The organism is Micromonospora sp. IBSANI012 (assembly GCF_052814045.1).
Map to the genome: position 1 here is coordinate 515,280 of NZ_CP199933.1, position 18,569 is coordinate 533,848.

At 72.2% G+C, this 18,569-nt stretch carries 19 protein-coding genes and 1 pseudogene; 10 read left to right on the plus strand and 10 right to left on the minus strand.

Features of this window, described 5'->3' with window-relative positions; all coding sequences use genetic code 11:
- Positions 1–48: 48 nt before the first annotated feature.
- From ACTWM8_RS02500 to ACTWM8_RS02520, 5 genes and pseudogenes are all read right to left on the minus strand, one after another.
- Positions 49–282 (minus strand): hypothetical protein, encoded by a 234-nt coding sequence (locus ACTWM8_RS02500; RefSeq protein ID WP_446212373.1) that lies wholly within the window; start codon positions 280–282, stop codon positions 49–51.
- Between the two features lie 910 nt (positions 283–1,192).
- Positions 1,193–1,942 carry a DUF6069 family protein gene (locus ACTWM8_RS02505; RefSeq protein ID WP_446212374.1) on the minus strand — a complete coding sequence of 250 codons (750 nt, stop codon included), beginning with the start codon at positions 1,940–1,942 and terminating at the stop codon, positions 1,193–1,195.
- Positions 1,943–1,947: 5 nt separating this feature from the next.
- Positions 1,948–2,961 carry an RNA polymerase subunit sigma-70 gene (locus ACTWM8_RS02510; protein ID WP_446212375.1) on the minus strand — a complete coding sequence of 338 codons (1,014 nt, stop codon included), beginning with the start codon at positions 2,959–2,961 and terminating at the stop codon, positions 1,948–1,950.
- A gap of 95 nt (positions 2,962–3,056) precedes the next feature.
- A pseudogene (locus ACTWM8_RS02515) lies at positions 3,057–3,266 on the minus strand (transposase family protein); the annotation flags it as partial.
- Between the two features lie 11 nt (positions 3,267–3,277).
- On the minus strand, positions 3,278–3,445 hold the full coding sequence (locus ACTWM8_RS02520; RefSeq protein WP_446212376.1) for a hypothetical protein: 168 nt from the start codon (positions 3,443–3,445) through the stop codon (positions 3,278–3,280).
- Between the two features lie 330 nt (positions 3,446–3,775).
- Here ACTWM8_RS02520 and ACTWM8_RS02525 point away from each other — a divergent pair, with 330 nt between their 5' ends.
- From ACTWM8_RS02525 to ACTWM8_RS02540, 4 genes are all read left to right on the plus strand, one after another.
- Entirely contained in the window at positions 3,776–4,357 is a 582-nt protein-coding gene (locus ACTWM8_RS02525) for a helix-turn-helix transcriptional regulator (protein WP_446212377.1), read from the plus strand.
- On the plus strand, positions 4,354–5,079 hold the full coding sequence (locus ACTWM8_RS02530; protein ID WP_446212378.1) for an ABC transporter ATP-binding protein: 726 nt from the start codon (positions 4,354–4,356) through the stop codon (positions 5,077–5,079). Before ACTWM8_RS02525 ends, ACTWM8_RS02530 begins: the two co-directional genes overlap by 4 nt.
- Positions 5,076–7,532 carry an ABC transporter permease gene (locus ACTWM8_RS02535; protein WP_446212379.1) on the plus strand — a complete coding sequence of 819 codons (2,457 nt, stop codon included), beginning with the start codon at positions 5,076–5,078 and terminating at the stop codon, positions 7,530–7,532. Before ACTWM8_RS02530 ends, ACTWM8_RS02535 begins: the two co-directional genes overlap by 4 nt.
- Positions 7,533–7,942: 410 nt before the next feature.
- Positions 7,943–8,383, plus strand: coding sequence for a VOC family protein (locus ACTWM8_RS02540; RefSeq protein WP_446214444.1), 441 nt, complete (start codon positions 7,943–7,945; stop codon positions 8,381–8,383).
- Between the two features lie 136 nt (positions 8,384–8,519).
- On the opposite strand, the gene ACTWM8_RS02545 is transcribed toward ACTWM8_RS02540, so the two are convergent.
- Positions 8,520–9,686 (minus strand): YCF48-related protein, encoded by a 1,167-nt coding sequence (locus ACTWM8_RS02545; RefSeq protein WP_446212380.1) that lies wholly within the window; start codon positions 9,684–9,686, stop codon positions 8,520–8,522.
- Between the two features lie 243 nt (positions 9,687–9,929).
- Between ACTWM8_RS02545 and ACTWM8_RS02550 the strand changes: the two genes are divergently transcribed.
- Complete coding sequence (locus ACTWM8_RS02550; protein WP_446212381.1) at positions 9,930–10,295, plus strand: phosphotransferase; 366 nt, start codon at positions 9,930–9,932, stop codon at positions 10,293–10,295.
- A 132-nt stretch (positions 10,296–10,427) separates the two neighbouring features.
- Here the strand turns inward: ACTWM8_RS02550 and ACTWM8_RS02555 are convergent, their stop codons facing one another.
- Positions 10,428–10,976: a GNAT family N-acetyltransferase gene (locus ACTWM8_RS02555; protein WP_446212382.1), complete on the minus strand. Its 549-nt coding sequence runs from the start codon at positions 10,974–10,976 to the stop codon at positions 10,428–10,430.
- A 101-nt stretch (positions 10,977–11,077) separates the two neighbouring features.
- On the opposite strand from ACTWM8_RS02555, the gene ACTWM8_RS02560 reads away from it, so the two are divergent.
- Both ACTWM8_RS02560 and ACTWM8_RS02565 read left to right on the plus strand, forming a co-directional pair.
- The gene (locus tag ACTWM8_RS02560) at positions 11,078–12,142 is read left to right on the plus strand and encodes a suppressor of fused domain protein (RefSeq protein WP_446212383.1); all 1,065 of its coding nucleotides are present in this window, start codon (positions 11,078–11,080) and stop codon (positions 12,140–12,142) included.
- A 61-nt stretch (positions 12,143–12,203) separates the two neighbouring features.
- Positions 12,204–12,764, plus strand: coding sequence for a hypothetical protein (locus ACTWM8_RS02565; protein ID WP_446212384.1), 561 nt, complete (start codon positions 12,204–12,206; stop codon positions 12,762–12,764).
- A gap of 22 nt (positions 12,765–12,786) precedes the next feature.
- Here ACTWM8_RS02565 and ACTWM8_RS02570 read toward each other — a convergent pair whose 3' ends face one another.
- Positions 12,787–13,407 (minus strand): pyridoxamine 5'-phosphate oxidase family protein, encoded by a 621-nt coding sequence (locus ACTWM8_RS02570; RefSeq protein WP_446214445.1) that lies wholly within the window; start codon positions 13,405–13,407, stop codon positions 12,787–12,789.
- Between the two features lie 157 nt (positions 13,408–13,564).
- Here ACTWM8_RS02570 and ACTWM8_RS02575 point away from each other — a divergent pair, with 157 nt between their 5' ends.
- From ACTWM8_RS02575 to ACTWM8_RS02585, 3 genes are read left to right on the plus strand one after another with little or no spacing between them, the layout of a single operon-like run.
- A complete protein-coding gene (locus ACTWM8_RS02575) occupies positions 13,565–14,071 on the plus strand; it encodes a DUF2231 domain-containing protein (RefSeq protein WP_088959199.1) in 507 nt (168 codons plus the stop codon).
- Entirely contained in the window at positions 14,068–14,616 is a 549-nt protein-coding gene (locus ACTWM8_RS02580; RefSeq protein ID WP_446212385.1) for an Hsp20/alpha crystallin family protein, read from the plus strand. Before ACTWM8_RS02575 ends, ACTWM8_RS02580 begins: the two co-directional genes overlap by 4 nt.
- 7 nt (positions 14,617–14,623) lie before the next feature.
- On the plus strand, positions 14,624–15,748 hold the full coding sequence (locus tag ACTWM8_RS02585) for a glycosyltransferase family 9 protein (RefSeq protein ID WP_446212386.1): 1,125 nt from the start codon (positions 14,624–14,626) through the stop codon (positions 15,746–15,748).
- Positions 15,749–15,767: 19 nt separating this feature from the next.
- Here ACTWM8_RS02585 and ACTWM8_RS02590 read toward each other — a convergent pair whose 3' ends face one another.
- Together ACTWM8_RS02590 and rfaE2 are read right to left on the minus strand one after the other, a co-directional pair.
- Positions 15,768–16,646 (minus strand): glycosyltransferase, encoded by an 879-nt coding sequence (locus ACTWM8_RS02590; protein WP_446212387.1) that lies wholly within the window; start codon positions 16,644–16,646, stop codon positions 15,768–15,770.
- Positions 16,643–18,547, minus strand: a complete 1,905-nt coding sequence (gene rfaE2 / locus ACTWM8_RS02595) for a D-glycero-beta-D-manno-heptose 1-phosphate adenylyltransferase (RefSeq protein ID WP_446212388.1) — start codon at positions 18,545–18,547, stop codon at positions 16,643–16,645. Before rfaE2 ends, ACTWM8_RS02590 begins: the two co-directional genes overlap by 4 nt.
- Positions 18,548–18,569 lie beyond the last annotated feature (22 nt).

Here is an 18,569-nt window from a genome sequence, read left to right on the forward strand (position 1 = left end):
CCGCTCAACGGTGTGCGGGGCGGCGGGCAGGCGAGTTGCTGGCCGAACTCAGTAGACGTAACAACTACCGAAGTCGGGTTTTTTTTGAGGCTCGGCCAGGGTGGCGTAGGTCAAGAGGCCCACGAGAGCGGCGGTTGTCGCCGTCAGCGCAAGCTGGCCCTTCGTTGGGTCACTCGTGAAGCCAGCGGCGATTTTGATGACCTCGACCAGTGGATGCGCAAGCACCATCAGGCCGACTCCGAGGCGAGTCGGCCGGACCTTAACCCGTGGTGGGCGCATCACGGTGTGTAGCGTACGACGGTGCTTGCACCACGCAGTCGGCGGGGTGCCTGACAGCAGGCAGCAGTCCTCATAGTCCCCTCGGTCGTCGTGCCCGTTGCGTGCCCGTTGGGAGGGGCGACCGGGGTCAACGGCGGTTAGCTCTTGGACGTGGGGGACAGCGTGGCAAAGCAGGTCAAGCCAGGTCACTGCCGAGCGCCTTCCGGCCGTGTCCACACTTCCTAAACCGTGTGCCGGCTCGGACACGATGGCCGCCGGCAGATGAGCGGTCCGCATCTGGTCCGCAAGAGGCCCACGGACGGCAGGGGAGTGGTGAGAGATGCCGAGAGACGTTTCCGCTGCTAGGAGCCCATCCGTGCAGCTCGCCGGGTCCGCCATTTTGATCTCGTAAGGCGTAGGTCGACGGTTCGATTCCGTCAGGCGGCTCGGTGCAGAAGCCACGACTGCCCGGCGAGGAGATCCACTAATACTCCAGCCGTAGATTGAGCCTTTTTCAACCTCCCACGTCACAAACAGCGCTCCCTGCCTTGCCGGCTACGGCGTGGCCGCCTCCGCAGGCGTAGGTGTCAGGGCTCGGCTGCGAGCGCGTCCCGGCGCGGCTTGAGCCTGACGTCGACCCGAGAGAGGGTCAGATCCCCGGCTCAAGCCGCCGCGCAGGAGCCGAATCCACATGGGAGGCGCGCGACGGCGGGGTCGGCCAGGGTGAACGCGACCGGGGTACCCGGTGCGCCCGAACCGAAGCGGATGGCGTTTGGTCTTCATCCCGCAAGGTGCCCTGTGCTTCTTCGCACACGCGACTCAGCTTTCGAATTGACCAAGAAAAGGAACCTGGAATGGAGGGCGGCAGCACCGGGGGCCACGTTAGTGCGCTCGCGCACGCCCTTGCGCCGCGCGTTGTCCCGTTGCGGGATCGTCAATCGGTCCGGGTGCGGAGGCTCCGCGCCAGGGTGGGGATCATCACCGTCGCAGGGACGAGGTGTAGCCCGAGGAGGGCGGTGGTGGTGGCGGTGTTTGCCCCGGAGAGGAGGGGCGGGATCAACGAGATCGCGGTCAGCGACACCGCCGTCCACACGAATCGCTCGGCGGGGCGGGCGCTCCAACGAAGAAGAGCGACGGCAATGACGATGCCCACGACCGAGAAGAAGCCGGTCACCACGGCGAACCCGGACAACGGGATGGTCTCGCCACCGTCGGGGACCTCGAAGTCGACGCCAACGGCCTGGGCAAGCGCAGCGGCGAGAGTGGTGGCCACCATCGCTGCGAGCGTGGCAATGAAGCCGGTGCCGGCGAGCCCGCGGAGCCGGCGGGTGTGGCTGGTCCGGCCAGATGCCGGGCCTGCGGCGACCCCGGTGTCGTTCGTGCTGTTCATGTCGTTCCTCCATCGTTCGGTGACTGGCGTACGGGGGTGTGTCGACTGGCATGTGACGGTCCCGGCCCCGGGGGTGACGATGCGCACCCTCGCCGTGCGACGGCCGGGGTTGCGCAGAGCGCGGACGCCGGTGCCGCGAAGCCAGAACCCGGCGTCGCGTCCGAGGACCGGCCCGGGTTCGCCGTCGCGCAGCTCCAGCTGCACCCGCCCGCGGGTGACGACGCCGAACGCGTCGTTCCACTGGGCCGCGACCACCGCGACACGCGCGCCGCCGCGCAGCGCGAGCGTCCACACCGGGACTACTCCGTGCCGTCCGCCGGCAGGCGCTCGGGCAGCCCGAGCCGCGGGAACTGGTCGTCGTGGAAGATGACGATCTCGGTGATCGCCCCGCCGGTGACGCGCAGGACGTCGATCGTCAGCGGCAGGTACGCGCCCTCCCCCTTCCGCCAGAGGTAGAAGGCGACGGCCGGCTGCCGGTTCACGGCGGTGAGGACGGCGCGCAGGCGCCCCATGCCCTCGTAGCCGTCCTCGATCCAGCTGTTCACGACCGCGTCGCGGCCGACGTACAGGCCCGGCGTGGGCGGCATCGAGCAGCGGACGTCGTCCCGCAGCAGTGCGGCGAGCCCGACGACGTCCGTGGCCACGCTGGCGTCGGTGAAGCGGCGCACCAGCTCGCGCGTCCCGGCGTCCTCCTCGCCGCCGGTCCAGTCCTGCCGCTCGGCGGGCAAGTGCTCCCGCATGCCGGCGCGGGCCCGCTGCAGCGCGCTGTTCACGGAGTTGACGGAGTCCCCGAGGAGCTCCGCGACGTCCTTCGCCGGCCAGCCGAGCACGTCCCGCAGGATCAGCACGGCCCGCGGGCGCGGCGCGAGGTGCTGGACTGCGACCAGGTACGCCAGCTCGATCGTCTCCCGCGCGACGGCGACGGTCTCCGGCTCGTCCGCGTCGCTCGCGGGCAGCTCGTCGAGCAGCCGGTCCGGGTAGGGCTGCAGCCACAGCACCTCGCCGCCGGTCGCGGGCTCCGGGCGGCGCTTGGCGAGCAGGTCCAGGCAGGCGTTGGTGGCGATCCGGTACAGCCAGGCCCGGAACGTCGACCGCCCCTCGAAGGTCTCCCGCCGCCGCCAGGCACGGAGGAACGTCTCCTGCACGGTGTCCTCGGCGTCCTCGAACGACCCGAGCATCCGGTAGCAGTGCACGTGCAGCTCCCGCCGGTGCCGCTCCGTCAGCCCCGAGAACGCCGGCTCGTCGACCTCGCCCAGCCCGCTCTCGCCCAGTCCGCTCCCGCCCAGCTCCTCAAGCCGCGTGTCCGCACTCATCACGTCATCCTTCCGTCTCGTCGTGTCCCGTCGTAGGTGTGACGGGTGCGGGCGCGACAACTCATCACTAGGGTCGGCATGGCTGAGCGCTTTCCTCCTTGGTAGGTCGGGTTTTCGACGTGGTGGAGAACGAGGATGGCCTGCACCATTGCGGTCGTCCGGGAGGGGCTGCAGCGCAGCTTGGTCAGGATTTTCCAGGTCTTGAGGGTGGCGACGGCGCGTTCGCCGCGGCAGCGGATCCGGGCGTGGCCCTTGTTCACGGCCTTCTGCCAGCGCGATAGCTACGGCCGGTAGCGGTGCCGTTTTCCGAGGCCGATCACGCCACCGTCCGGGGTGCCGGTCGCAAGTAGTCCGCATCCCGCGCCGCGAACGCCTCGTACAGCCGGTTGGCAACCGCGTCCAGGTCGTCACCGAACAGGCCCCCGTACACGTCCAGCGTCATCGACGCCGAGGCGTGCCCGAGCAGCCGCTGCACCGCCTTCACGTTGGCGTCCGCCCGTCACGGCGAGACTCGCCGCCGCGTGCCGAAGATCGTGCGAAGTTAGCCCGGCCAGCCCGACCGATGCCGCCGCCGGTGCGAAGACCCGAGCGGAAGTCGGTATTACGCAGCGGCGCGCCGTTGGGCGCCGTGAACACCAGGCCGCCCCGACCCTTGCCGGCGACGTGCGCGGCCAACTCGTTGACGAGGAAGCGGGGCATCGGCACCGACCGGCGCTGGTGATTCTTCGGCGCCGCTGGCATCGTATCGAAAGCCGTGGACGGGCCTCATTATACTCAGTATGCTACGCAGCATGATATCGAGTGTCGTGACGTCATGAGCATCCGGCATGCGCTGCTGGCGCTGCTGAGCGAGGGCCCGAAATACGGCCTGCAGCTGCGCGAGGAGTTCGAGGCGCGCACAGGCGAGGTGTGGCCGCTCAACGTCGGCCAGGTGTACACGACCCTTCAGCGGCTGGAGCGCGACGGCCTCGTCGAGTCCGACGACGACGCCGACCCCGGCCCGCAGAAGGGTTTCCGGATCACGGCCGACGGTGCCGAGGAGCTGGCCGGCTGGCTGCGCACGCCGCCCGATCTGGCGTCGCCGCCGCGCGACGAGCTGGTGATCAAGATCCTGATCGCGGTGCGGCTGCCCGGTGTCGACGTGCACGAGGTCATCCAGTCGCACCGGCGTCACCTGGTCGAGCTCATGCAGCAGTGGACCCGGCTCAAGGAGGAAGAGGGCGACCTCGACCTCGGCCTGGCGCTGGTGGTGGACGCCGAGCTGTACCGGCTGGACTCGGTCGTGCAGTGGCTGGACACCGCCGACGGCCGGCTCAAGCGGGCCGCGCTCGAACCGCCGGCCCCGGCGCGGGCTCCGGTACCGCATATCCGGCGCAGGGCGGGGGTGCGCCGATGAGCGGGGTGCTGGAACTGCGCGGGGTGTCAAAGACCTACCTGGACGGTGCCGACGAGGTACACGCGTTGCGCGAGGTGGACCTGACCGTCGAGCCGGGCAAGATGGTCGCGGTCATGGGCCCCAGCGGCTCGGGCAAGAGCACCCTGCTCACCATCGCCGGGGCACTGGAGACGCCGACCGCCGGTGAGGTGCTGGTCGCAGGGCAGCCGCTCTCGGCGATGTCGCGCGATGACCGGGCCCGGCTGCGGCGGCGCGCCATCGGCTACGTCTTCCAGGACTTCAACCTGCTGCCCGGGCTCACCGCCGCCGAGAACGTGGCGCTGCCGCTGGAGCTCGACGGGCTGTCGGCCGGAAAGGCCCGCGCGGCCGGACTGCGCGCGCTGGAGGAACTGGACCTGGCCGACCGCGCGTCCCGGTTCCCGGACCAGCTTTCCGGCGGCGAGCGGCAGCGGGTGGCGATCGCCCGGGCCGTCGTCGGGGGCCGCCGGCTAGTGCTGGCCGACGAGCCGACCGGCGCGCTCGACTCGGCCAACGGTGAGGCAGTGATGCGACTGATCCTGACCGCCTGCAAGGGCGGGGTGGGCGCGGTGGTGGTGACGCACGACGCGCAGCTCGCCTCCTGGGCCGACCGGGTCGTGTTCATTCGCGACGGCCGCATTGTCGACCGCACGGCCCCTCGTCCGGACCCGGGCTCCCTGCTAGCCGAAAAGGCAACCCGATGAGCGTCACCATCGAGGATCCGCCGTTGGTGCTCGGCACCGGCCACGGCGGGATGCCCGCGCGGCGCGCCGTAGGGCGCTGGGCCTGGCGCCTGTTCCGGCGCGAGTGGCGTCAGCAAGTGATCGTGCTGGCCCTGCTGGTGGTCGCCGTGGCGGCCACCACCGTCGGCCTCGGCATCGGCGCCAGCGCCCCGTCGGAGGCATCCGTCTTCGGCACCGCCGACCACCTGGTGACGCTGCCCAGCACCGGCACGCAGGTCGAGGCCGACCTCGCCAAGCTACGCAGCTCGTTCGGCACCGTCGACGTGATCGAGCACGAGAAGAAGATCCCGGTGCCCGGATCGGCGAACGGCATCGACCTGCGCGCCCAGGACCCCACCGGGGTGTACGGCCATACGATGCTGCGGCTCGACTCCGGCCGGTGGCCGCAGGGCCCGGACCAGATCGCCGTCACCGATCGCGTGGCGACGGTCTTCCGACTGCACGTCGGCGGCACCTGGGACCAGGGCGGCAAGCGGCGGACCGTGGTCGGTCTGGTGGAAAACCCACTCAACCTGCACGACGCGTTCGCCCTCGTGGCGCCCGGCCAGGCCACCGCGCCGGATCACGTCGACGTGCTCATCCGGGCGTCCCACGCCGACTTCGTCACGAGGCCGCGGCCGGACGGTGCGGGGGTCCAGGTCCGCTCCAACGAGGCGGACACGTCCAGCGTGCTGGTGCTCGTGCTCGCCACGATCGGGCTGGTGTTCGTCGGCCTGCTGGCGGTGGCCGGATTTACCGTGATGGCCCAGCGGCGGCTCCGCGCGCTCGGCATGCTCGGCGCGATCGGCGCGAGCCACCGGCACATCCGGCTGGTCCTGCTGGCCAACGGCGTGGTTACCGGCGGGGTCGGTGCGCTCGCGGGCGCGATCGTGGGGGTCGCCGGTTGGATCGTGCTGAGTCCTCAGCTGGAGTCGCTGCTCGGCCACCGCATCGACCGGTTCAACCTGCCCTGGACGCCATTACTGATCGCCGTCCTGCTGGCTACCGTGACCGCCGTCGTCGCCGCCTGGTGGCCGGCCCGCGCCGCCGCGCGCATTCCGGTCGTCGCCGCCCTGTCCGCGCGACCGGCACCACCTCGGCCGGCACGCCGGTTCGCGGCGCTCGGCGCCGTACTCCTGGTTCTCGGCCTGGTCTCGCTGTTCCTGGCGCAGCAGAAAAAGGTGCCGTTCATCCTCGGCGGCGTGCTGGCCACCGCGGTCGCGTTGCTCCTGCTCGCCCCGGTCGGCGTCGCCACCATCGGACGGCTCGCGCGGCACGCCCCCCTGGCGGCCCGGCTGGCGATGCGCGACCTGGCGCGCTACCGAGCGCGGTCCAGCGCGGCGTTGGCCGCGATCGCGCTGGCCCTCGGTATCGCCGCTGCGGTCGCCCTGAGCACCGCCGTCACGGCGGCGAAGGCGGCGGCCCCGACCGGTGGCAACCTGCCCGCCGACCAGATCGTCGTCTGGCTGTCGCAGGAATCCATGAACGGGCCGGTGCCGATCCTCTCGTCCACGCAGGCGGACGCCATGCGGAAACAGGTCGACACGATCGCCGCCGACCTGCACGCCACCTCGGTGGTGCCGCTAACCGGCGCCGTCGACCCGAACGGGCCGCTCGAACGCGGCGGCCGGCCGCCGGTCGTGCTGGCCAAGCCGCGCGCCACCGGCAACGGAGTCGAGTACAGCAGCAACGATGCCATGCCGGTGTTCGTCGCCACGCCTGAACTGCTCGCGTACTACGGCATCGACCCGGCGAGCATCAACGCCGGCACCGACCTGCTCACCCCGCGGGCGAGCATCGCCGGGTACGACCTGATTCCCCTCCGGCTCCGCGAATGGCATCCGGCCCTGCAGCACGTCACGCTGCCCAGCTACAGCTCGCTGCCCAACGTGCTCCTCACCACGCACGGCATGACGCCGCTGCGACTGACCCAGATTCCGGTCGGCTGGCTGGTCAAGGCACCGCATGCGCTGACGCCGGCACAGATCGACAAGGCGCAGCAGACGGCGGTCGCCGCCGGGCTCAATGTCGAGTCCCGCCCGACCGGTGTGGATCAGGCGCGGCTGGCCGACGACTTCACCGCGGCCGGCATCACGATGGCCCTCGGGGTGCTCGCCATGACCGTCGGGCTGATCCGCAGCGAGACAGCCCGGGATCTGCGCACGCTGACCGCGGCCGGCGCAGGGCGGAGGACCCGGCGGGCGCTCACCGCCGCGACCGCCGGGGCGCTGGCGCTGTGCGGGGCCATCATCGGCACTGCCTGCGCGTACCTGGCGCTGCTGGCCTGGTACCACCAGGAGGTGCACTGGCTGGCCCACCCGCCGGTGCTGAACCTGGCCGCGATCCTGGTCGGTCTGCCGATCGTTGCGTACCTCGGAGGATGGCTGCTGGCCGGGAGGGAGGCGCGAGTGATCGCCCGCCAGCCGCAGGACTGACGGGTAGAGAACTGTCCGGCGGCCGTGAGTCCCCGCACCGCGGCCTGGATGAAACGCCTCCTCAGCCGCGTCTCCGCGGTCGCGGCCAGGAATCTCGTAATGCGTAGGTCGACTTCCGTCCGGTGGCTCCATTGAAAAGCCAAGTCACCGGCCTGATCGACGATCAGCTCCCCGCATCCACCTCGTGGACCAGCCCGTGACCGCGGCTTCGCCTGCCCGAAGACGCCATCGGGGCGGTCACATCCATGAGGGATTCGAGGGTTTTGTAGTTTTCTGGGCATTTTGGGCGAGGGCTGGTTGAGGATGGACGCAGGGCCAGCCAAGGGCACAGGAAGCCCAGCCAAGGGCACAGGAAGCAAGGCGTTGACACGTCGACGGCCATTGCAGGAAGAGGAGCCGACAGCGTGGACATGAAGCTGGAATTCATCGCGCTGCCCGTCGCCGATGTGGAGCGGGCCAAGAACTTCTACCAGGGGCTGGGTTGGCGGGAGGATGCCGACGTCGGCGAGGGGGATGGTCGGGTGGTGCAGTTGACCCCGCCCAGGTCGAATTGCTCGATCATGTTGGGCCCCAGCCTCACCACAGCCGCGCCCGGCTCCATCCAGGGCCTGTGCCTGGTGGTGGACGACATCGAGGCGGCCCGGGCCGAGCTGGTCGGCCACGGCGTCGACGCGAGCGAGGTGTTCCATGACGCAGCCGGCGGCTTGCCTCGCGCGAACGCTCAGGGACGGGCCTCCGGGCTGGCTCCGGACCGGAAGAGTTACTTCTCGTTTGTCTCGTTCAACGACCCGGACGGCAATGGCTGGTTCCTCCAGGAGGTCACCACGCGCTTCCCGGGCCGGCTGTGGTGAGCGCCGGACGCTACGAGGAACAGGCCGGGCGCTCTGCCCCGGGACTGGTGGACGTGTCGACGGCAGCGAGCACGAAGCGATCGTGCGGGGGCCGTGCGGTCCGGGGGCCGAAGCGGCCCCCGGACCGCCCCTGACGTCAGAGCGTGAGCTGGCTCCACGTGTGACCGCCGTCGGTGGTGCGGTACACCGCGGCTCCCGACCATGCGGGTCCACCCCAGACCACCACGCCGTGCGTGGCGTCCTGGAAGTCCAGGTCGAGCAGCGGGAGCTGCACGTCGGGGATCGCCAGGGGCGTCTCCCACGTCGCGCCGTTGTCGAAGCTGGCGTGCAGCCAGCTCGCGCCCGCACCGACGCCGGCCACGACCGCGGTACCGGCCGAGTTCGTCGCGAACCCGGTGGTGATCCCCGTGCTGGGCGCGTACCCCAGCACGACGGGGGCCGCGCCGCCTGCCGACTCGACCAGCTGCTTCCCCATGTAGCCGCGCTCCGGTCCGAAGCTGCACATGCCTTCGACGTCATCGGGCTCAGTGCTGCTCAGCCGTACCGAGTCGTGCACCGAGCAGACCGGCTGGACCTCGGTCCAGCCACTACCGTCGGCTGCCGACCACATTCGGAGCGACGTGTGGATCACGCCGAGGGCGACGTAGGCGGCCGAACCGTGGGTGGCGATGTCCCACCCGCCGCCGCCCGGCACCGCGACGCCGGCCACCGGCTGCCAGCTGTCCTCGCCGAGGGGCGACGAGTAGAGCTGGGTGGTCTTGGTGCCTCCGACCCCGTAGGTGACGATCGCATAGGCGTACCGGTCGGTCGAAGCCAGCTTGGAAATGCTGACCGAGCCGGCAGCGCCGGACAGCCGCACGCGCCGCCACGTGCCGGCACCGTCGTGGGTGGCCATGAGAGTCTGGCCGTCGGTGGTCCACCCGTCGAGCTTGTTGGCGAAGTGAATCTTCGTCTGGTCGGGGGTGGACGACACCCGTGGGGCGGTGCGCTGCTGCCAGGTCTGCGCGCCGTCCGACGTGCTGACCAGGGTCGGGCATGAACCGGCCCGGCACGGCGCGAAGCCCAGCACCCAGCCGTCGGTCGGGCTGGTCCACGAGGTGGACGTGGGAGCGAAGCCGGCGGGTACGCCGACGGTCGCCACCGTGGTCGGGGTCGCCGCCGGTGCCCTGTCGGTCGTGCTCGCCGAGGCGACGGACGGAGCCACCAGCATGGCGAGGGTCGTCGCCGTGCCGACGGACGCGGACAACCGGGAGTACCACGATCTGCTGGCCAGCGGTGTGCCAGCGATGGCGGTGCGTTTCACGCTATCTCCAACCTTGTTGATCAAAGCGGTGCGGGACGCGGTCGTGAGTGAAGGGAACTGGTCAGCTTCGAGGTGAGCAATGGTTGGCGCCCGGCACGTTGGTGCCATGGCGCAAACCGGCCACGATCCAGCCGTGCCACCCGAGATGGACGCCCTCGAACGGGCGCGCGCGACACTTGGCCTCGTCGAAAAGAGATGCAAAGTCGGTCGCCGGTCGCGGCCTTCGCTGCTTGACTGCACCGGGTGATCGCCGAGCAGAGGCTGCGTTGGTGTCTGGCCGATGCATGGGGCCTTGCCGACCCGAAGGTGCAGCCGCACCACGGTGGCATGAACTCCGCAACGTGGTTCGTCTCCGTCGGAGACGAGCGATGGGTCGCCAAGGCGGTAGCTCCCGGCTCCCGTCAGTCCCTGGTGGCCGGACTGACGGTCGCCAGCCACGTCGCGGCGGCAGGGGTTCCGGCGGGCGCTCCGGTGACGACCATGCAGGGGGAGACCGTCGCGGATGTAGACGGCATTCCTCTCGCGCTGCTGCGGTGGGTCGACGGGAAGGAACTCTCCGGCCGTCGGTCGCGGCTGCTGTGGTGGCGTACGAAGCTCTTGATCCTTTGACTCCCACCTGGGGCCTGTTGCACACCGACCCCGCTCCCGAGGCGATTCGACTGGATCGGCTGTCCGGGACCGCTGGGCGGCTCAGCCGATCACGTCGACTGAGCGCACCGGCGAGAAAAAGGAGGGGTCTGACTAACCCTGCCACTGCTCGGCGAGCAGGCCGTAGATCAGGGTGTCCGTCCACTCGCCTTTCGTCCAGTGGTCCCGGCGCAGGTGTGCCTCCCGGACCATGCCCACCCGCTCACACAACCGCGCCGACGCCTCGTTCCGCGCGTCGACGTGAGCGATGACCCGGTGCATCCCACACTGCGCGAAGGCCACGTCGATCACCGCACGAACCGCCTCCGTGGCGAACCCGCGACCGGAGATCGCCGGGTGGAAGGCCCACCCCATCTCGCCGCGGGACAGCGTCTCGTCGGCCGGCCACAGGATCACGTCGCCGACCACCTCGCCCTCGTGCTCCGCCACCACCGCGAGACGGGACTCCGGCCCGGTGATCCCGGTGCTGCTGAGCCGCTTGGTGACCACCGTGGTGGCGAACTCCCGCGACCACGGCTGCCACGGGATGTAGCGGGCGACGAGCGGGTCGCTGTAGTACGCGAGCAGGGCATCCACGTCGTCGATCCGGTACCGGCGGAGGAGCAGTCGCTCGGTACGGATCGGCAGTGCCAGCTCAGACATGCCGCCCAGTATCAGCTCGCCGGACTGACGGTGCGGGCCCGGGGCGCGGACCGCCCGAGCGGCCGTCGCGCCAGCCTCTGCTCGGCGTACAGTCTCCGCTCATGGTCGACACCGATGATGCCGCTCCCGGCTGGGCCGCTATCGACGCCGCGCTCGACCAGCTCTATCCGGGCGTCGAGCCGAAGCACTACGGCACCCTCATCAAGTGGGCGCTCGGCGGGCCCGATCCGCTGGACGGCCTGAGCGTCTACCCGCGCGCCGACCACTGGCACTTCGTCAGCTACGGAATGTCGGAGCTGTACGTCAAGGAATCCGACAACGCCGACGAGTCGGGCTGGGGGTTCGAGTTCACCTTCCGGGTCGCCCGGACGGCCGCCGAGAGCGATCCGCCGATGTGGGCGGCGAACTTCCTGCAGAACCTCGCCCGCTACGTCTTCCACTCCGGCAACCCGTTCGGGCCCGGTCACCATCTCGACCTCAACGGCCCGATCTCGCTGGCGGAGCCCGACACCGCCATCCGGGCGATAGCGTTCGCCGACGACCCCGAGCTCGGTGTGATCGACACTCCGCACGGCCGGCTCCGGTTCCTGCAGATCGTCGGGCTGACTCTCGACGAGTACTCGGCGATCGAACGCTGGGACGCCGAGGGCCTGCTCGCGGCCATGGCGCCGAGCCTGCCCCTGCTCGTCACCGACCTCCGTCGCGGCAACCTCACCGACGAGCCCGGCGTCGCCGCCGCCGTCGAGGAGGGCGTCCGGCGGGACGGATCCTCCACCGGCTCGCTGTTCGTCCAGGAGGCCGGCTGGCGTACGGAGAAGAGCGGTTGGGCGCGCCGGAAGCTGACGACCACGGTGACCATCGGGGCGAACGCGGCCGAGCGCATCGGCCGGGTGCTGCGAGCGCGCCTGCCGTTCGGTCGCGGCCTGCTCATCGAGGCGCAGAACGGCAGCGTCGGATTCCGGCCCGGCGAGCAGGTGGCTGTCACCGACGCCGGCGACGGTCTCCTCGAGATCGCGCTCCCGCCGGCGGTGCTCCCGGAACTGATCCAGGTCCTGCGGCCGGTGGCCGGGACGTACCACCTGGCGAGCGCACCGGAACTGGTCGTCGAGATCGTCCGGTCGCAGATCCGCGACCAGGAGGGTGCCGTCGTCGCCGAGGTCGGCTAGGGGCAGCGCGCGTGACGCCGCAGGGTCGCCGGGGGTACGCGAAGCGGCCTAGGCTTCCATCGTGGACTGGTCGGCTCTGGGCGCAACGATCCTCACCCTCGCCGTCGGCGCGCTGATCGGCCTCGTCCCGTCCCTGCTGGTCGAGCGGCGCAAGGAGAAGCGCGAGCTGGCGACCCGCTGGGACGCCCCGCTCTACGAGCTGAGCGTCGAGTTCGCGTCCACGGTCCGGGTCTTCCGCCACCTGGTCGCCCGGATGGCGGGCGCGCCGGATCCTGCCGCCCAGCACGACCGTACGGAGGAGGAGCGGCAGCGGTTGCTGGCCCTGCTGGAGCAGATCCGCCTGGTCGGCGACGAGCGGGTCCAGCGTGCCGCCCGGATGGTGGTACGCCATTCCTGGGCGGTGCTCCGCGTCGCCGAGGGCCACGCGGACACCCGGGCGGCGGAGTTCGGCGGGGTGCCGCCGGAGACCAGGCTCAGCACCTCGCTGCACGAGTTCATCCGCGCGGTGCGGGTGCAGCTGCGGGTGCCCGACCCGGAATGCATCGCCTCGGACGAGCCCGACGACTGGCCGGAGCTGACCGACGGTCAGCGACGGTTCCGCATCGGTCTGCCGCCCCGCTGACGGCCGGGTGGGGCGGCCGCCCCTATCCCGCGTACAACGAGTTGAGGTATTCCGGGCCGTAGCGGCGTTCCAGGTCGGCGAGGCTCTCCGCGGTGTTCTCGACCTCCTTGATCAGCCTGGCCCGGGTCGGCAGCACGTCCGGCTGCCAGGTCTCCGGCTTCCACAGCTCGGAGCGGAGGAAGGCCTTGGAACAGTGGTAGAAGATCTGCTCGACCTCGACCTCGATCGCGAGGATCGGCCGGTGCCCCTTGACCACCATGTCGTCGAAGTACGGCGCGTCCCGCAGCAGCCGCGCCCGGCCGTTGATCCGCAGGGTGTCGGTCCGGCCCGGGATCAGGAAGATCAGGCCGACGTGCGGGTTGTCCAGGATATTGCGGTAGCCGTCGGCGCGCCGGTTGCCCGGCCGTTCCGGGATGGCCAGGGTCGTCTCGTCCAGCACCTTCACGAAGCCGGCCGGGTCGCCCTTGGGCGAGACGTCGCAGCTGCCGTCCGCCCCCGCCGTCGCGATCAGGCAGAACGGCGAGGCGGCCAGCCACTGCCGGTCCCGTTCGTGCAGCACGACGCGTTCCTTGGCGACCGCCCGGGGCATCGCCGCCCCCAGCAGGTCGCGCAGCTCCTCGTGCGAGGTGATCTCCACCGTCACGTCCGCCTCCCCCATGCGTTGACCCCGGTGGCGGCCCGGCCGGACGCCGACCGCCGTCCGTCAGCCTAGGCGGGCGTGGCGAGCGCGAGGTTTGCCCACCGGAGCGGTGGGTACGGGCTCACACAGCGCCCCCCGAGCCGAGCAGTGGAGGCCCACCATGGAAAGCCGTCTGAAGGTGCTCGGGCACCCCGTGCACCCGATGCTGGTGATGTTCCCGGTGGCGCTCCTGGTCGTCGGCACGCTCTTCGACATCGTCGACACCGTCGGCGGCCCCGACTTCCTCGGCGAGGTGGCGTACTGGAACATCACGGTCGGCCTGGTCGGCGGCCTGCTGGCCGCCGCGGCCGGGACGTTCGACCTGCTCGCCATCCCGGCCGGCACCCGCGCGAAGCGGGTGGCGCTCACCCACGCCGCCGCGAACGTGGCGGTCATCCTGCTCTTCGCCGCCGTCTGGGCGGTCCGGCTCAACGCCGACTCCCGGGCGGCCGGCGGCGCGCTGATCGCCATCGAGGTGGTCGGTGTGGCCATCCTTGGCGTCAGCGCCTGGCTCGGTGGCGAGCTGGTCGACCGGCTCGGCGTCGGAGTCGACCGGGAGGCCGGCCTCGACGCCCCCAGCTCACTGCGGCCCCCGGCGGCCACCCAGCGGATCGGAGACGTGCGATGACGGAACAGCCCGGCGGTTTCGGCCGCGGATGGCGGGGTCGGCAGCAGGGCTGGGACCCGATGGGGGAGCTCCAGTCGCTGCGGTCGGAGCTGAGCCGGCTGGTCGGTGGCCGGGGTGGCACGTCGGACGTCGAGCTGACCGAGACCGCCGACGGCTGGGAGGTGGTCGTCCGGCTGCCCGGCGTGGCGCCCGAGGAGGTCGCCGTCGAGCTGGACGAGCGGGAGTTGTGCGTGCGCGCCCGCTCCGAGGCGGAGGTCAACGCCGACCACGGCATCCCGGGCGGCTTCGAGACCCGCGGCTTCGAGTACCGGATCGACCTGCCGTCCCGGGTGGACCCGGACGCCATCGACGCGGTGATGGACCACGGCCTGCTGCGGGTCCGCCTGCCCCGGGCGAAGCGGCTCGCGCCGCGCACCATCACCGTCGGCCGCGCCGGCCACCGCGGCGGTCCGGCCGCCGGCGCTACGGGCAGGCTCGCCGATCCGGCGGCGGACCGGGAGATGCACCACCCGGACACCACCATTGACGAGATCGACCGGCCGTAGCGTTCGGGTGGCCACCGCGTCCCTGCTCGGCCCGGTCGGCGAGCGCGTGCCCGACGTGCGGCGCATCGCCGTGCTGCGCGCCAACGCGCTCGGCGACTTCATCTTCACGCTGCCCGCGCTGGAGTCGCTGCGGGCCGCGTACCCGGCGGCGGAGATCGTGCTGCTCGGCGCGCCATGGCACGCGAAGCTCTGGCGCGACCGGCCCGGCCCGGTGGACCGGGTGCTGGTCGTGCCGCCGGCCCCCGGCATCCGCGACCCCGGCCCGGACGAGCCGCCCGCCTCCGTGGACGACTTCCTGGAGCGAACCGCCAAGGAGGGCATCGACCTGGCGTTGCAGGTGCACGGCGGTGGGGCGAACTCGAACCCGCTGATGAGCCGGCTCGGCGCCCGGGTCACCGCCGGGCTGCGCGCCGAGGACGCGCCGCCGCTGGACCGGTGGATCCGGTACGTCTACTACCAGCACGAGGTGATCCGCTACCTGGAGGTGGTCGCCCTGGTCGGCGCGCCGGCCACCACCGTCATCCCGGCGCTGGCCGTCACCGACGCGGACCGGGCCGAGGCGCTGACGGTGCTCGGCGAGCCGGACCGGCCCCGGGTGGCGCTGCACCCCGGGGCCACCGACACCCGCCGGCGCTGGCCCGCCGGGCGCTTCGGCGAGGTCGCCCGGTCGCTGCACGGCGACGGGTACGAGGTGCTGGTCACCGGTACCCCCGCCGAGCGGGAACTGGTCGACGCGGTGGTGGTGGCGGCCGGCGTGCCGGTACGCCCGCAGGTCGGCACGCTCAGCCTCGGCGGGTTGGCCGCCGCGTACGCCGGTTGTGAGCTGGTCGTCTCCAACGACACCGGCCCGCTGCACCTGGCCGGCGCGGTCGGCACCTCGACGGTCGGCATCTACTGGCTGGGCAACCTGATCAACGGGGCGACGCCGCTGCGCGCCCGGCACCGGCCGATCGCCTCCTGGACCACCCACTGCCCGGTCTGCGGCGTGGACTGCACCCCGGGGATCTACCCGCACCGGCCCGGCGACGGCGAGTGCCCGCACCGGGACTCGTTCGTCACCGACGTGCCGGTGGTGGAGGTGCTGGAGGCGGCCGCCGAGCTGCTCCGCCCGGAACCGGGCGCACCGCGCTGACCTGCCCCGACGGCCCGGCTCAGGCCGGTTGCGGGGTGTCGGAGTCGGCGAGCACGACCTCCCAGGCCTCCACCTCCCGCTCGGTGACCGTGGTCGGCGACTCCAGGTGGTACGCCCCGCTGGGCAGCACGCCGGCGCCGCCGTGGCGCGCCATCACGGCGAGCTGAGCGGCGACGTCCTCGCCCTGGTGGCGCTCGTGCACCCGCCGCCAGAAGTCGAAGCCCCCGGACTCGACCAGCGCCGCCCGGTCGTAGAGCACGCAACCGCCGATCCAGGAGACCTTGTACGCCCGCCACGCGCCCGGCTGCAGGTCCAGCTTGCGGGTCACGTGCAGCAGGTTCGCCGCCGGGTGGATCGACGCCCGCTGCCACTGCGGGGTGTCCGGTCGGATCCGCTCGGGCACGACGGGGCCGTCCCACTCCTCGTAGTGGGCGTGGGTCTCCGGGCGCATGTCGTCGGCGTACGACAGGCCGTGCACCGCGTTGCCGACGAAGCCGCAGCCCAGCTCGCCGATCGCGGTGACCAGCCGGTGCAGGGTGCCCGGCTCCAGCCACACGTCGTCGTCGAGGCAGAGCACGTATCGCGCCGCCGACCGGCCCAGCAGGTACGCGCGGTGTTCGGCCAGCCCGCGCCGGGGCAGCCGGCGGGTCAGCAGCACCGGGTGCCCCCGGTGGCGCAGTGCCCGGGCCATGGTGGCCGCCGCCGGGTGGGTGTACGCCGGCTCGCCGTCGGACTGGTCGCTGACCACCACCCCGAACCCGGGTACGCCCTCCTGGGCGGCCAGCCCGGAGAGGGTGACCGCCAGTTCGGCGGGACGGTTGCGGGTCGGGATCAGCACGTCGAGCTGCCGGGGCCGGCGGAACTCCTCGGCGCTGCCGAGGTCGAGCGGTCGGTTCACGCCGACCTGCCCATCCGCTGCGGGGCTCCGGACTGCGTCGACCGGGTGGACTGCGTCGACCGGGTGGACTGCGTCGACCGGGTCGACTGCGGGGGCTGCGGCGACGGGGTCGCCTGGGCGCGGATCCGTTCGATGATCGCCGAGGTGGAGCGGTCCGGCACGTACCCGAGGGTGCGGACCTGACCGCCGAGCCGGCGGACCAGCGGCGCCTCGGGCACCATCTCCGGCGGGTAGTCGCCGCCCTTGACGTACACGTCGGGCCGGACGGTCTCGATCAGCGCGGCCGGCGAGTCCTCCTCGAAGACCACCACGTGGTCCACACAGGACAGCGCGGCGAGCAGGGCGATCCGGTCCTCGACCGGGTTGACCGGCCGGTCCGGGCCCTTGAGCCGGCGGACGCTGCCGTCGGAGTTGACCGCCACCACCAGCAGGTCGCCCAGCGCGCGGGCCTGCTCCAGGTAGCGCACGTGCCCGGGGTGCAGCACGTCGAAGCAGCCATTGGTGAAGACGATCGAGCGGCCGGCGCGCCGGTGGTCGCCGACGATCGCGGCCAGCTCGGCCGTGCCGACCAGTGTCGGGTGGGCCGTACCGTCCGCAGTGGTGCCGAGCGCGGCGAGCAGGTCCTCCCGCCGGCAGACGCAGGTGCCGGTGTCCGACACGGTGATGGTCGCGGCGAGCTGGGCCAGCTGGGCCGCGGTCGGCAGCGGCGCGTCGGCCGCCAGGGCCAGCGTCATCGCCGCCAGGTACGCGTCTCCGGCGCCGACCGCGTGGCTGGCCGGTACGGGTGTGCTGTGGCTGCGCCGGGGCTCCCCGTCGGCCCCGCCGACCACCGCCCCCTCGGTGTCCAGGGTCACCGCCACCACGTCCGCGCCGGTGTGCTCGCGCAGTTCCTCCAGCCGCGACTCGGCCAGCACGGCCCGGTCGACGCCGTCGCCGGCGGCGGTGTTCAGGGTGACACCGGTGCCGGTGACGCTCAGCCCGTCGCCGGTCATCGCCACCCGGTCCTCGCCGGGCGTGGGCTCCCCGGTCGGCCCGGTGCCGACCACACCGGACCGGTCGCCGGTGGCGGAGAGGCGTTCACCGGCGCCGCCCGGGGCCGCGCCGACGCTCAGCTCGGACGGGCCGTCGGCCGGGTCGACCGGCGGATGGTCCAGGTGCAGGTCCGGGCCGGCGGCGGTCCGCCCGGCGGGACGCGGCGCGGCGCCGAAGCCGGCGGCGGCGCGGGCCAGCAGCCGGGTCGCCTCGGCGAAGCTCGGGGTCACCACCGTCGGGGCGAGGCCCCGCCAGTCGGCCAGGTCATGCGCGTCCAGGGCGACGGTGGTGTAGCGCTCGCGGTTGGCGACCAGCCAGGCGCGCAGCGGCGCGGGCAGTGCGCCCAGGCCGTAGTCGCAGACCACCAGGGTGGGCGTGGCGCCACCGGCGGCCGCCTTCAACTCCTCGGTCGCGCAGTCGAGCGCGGTGAGCAGGTCCCGCACCCCGTCGTCGTCGAGCGCGTCCTCCGGGTCGCCGGAGTCCTCCCGGAGCAGGATCTGGTTGCCGGCGAGCATCCGCCGCTTCACCGGCGTCGGCCGGTGCGGCTGGCTGACCGTACGGTCCCAGACCCCGGCCCGGTCCAGGCAGTCGTGCAGTTCGTCGCCGGCCACGTCGGCGCCGACCGGGGCGACCAGCAGTGCCCGGCCGCCGAGGGTGGCGATGTTGACCGCCGTGTTGGCGGCGCCGCCGGCGGCGGAGATGCGCCGGCGCAGGGTGAGGACGGGGGCGGGCGCCTCGCGGCAGAGCCGGTCGGACTCGGCGAACCGCCACTCGTCCAGCATGGCGTCCCCGACGACCAGGACCGGGCGCCCGAGCCAGCTCTCCACGACGGTGGCGAGCCGGCGCTGTTCCGCTGCTGCTCCTGCCATGCCTTCCCGACTCCCCCGAGGA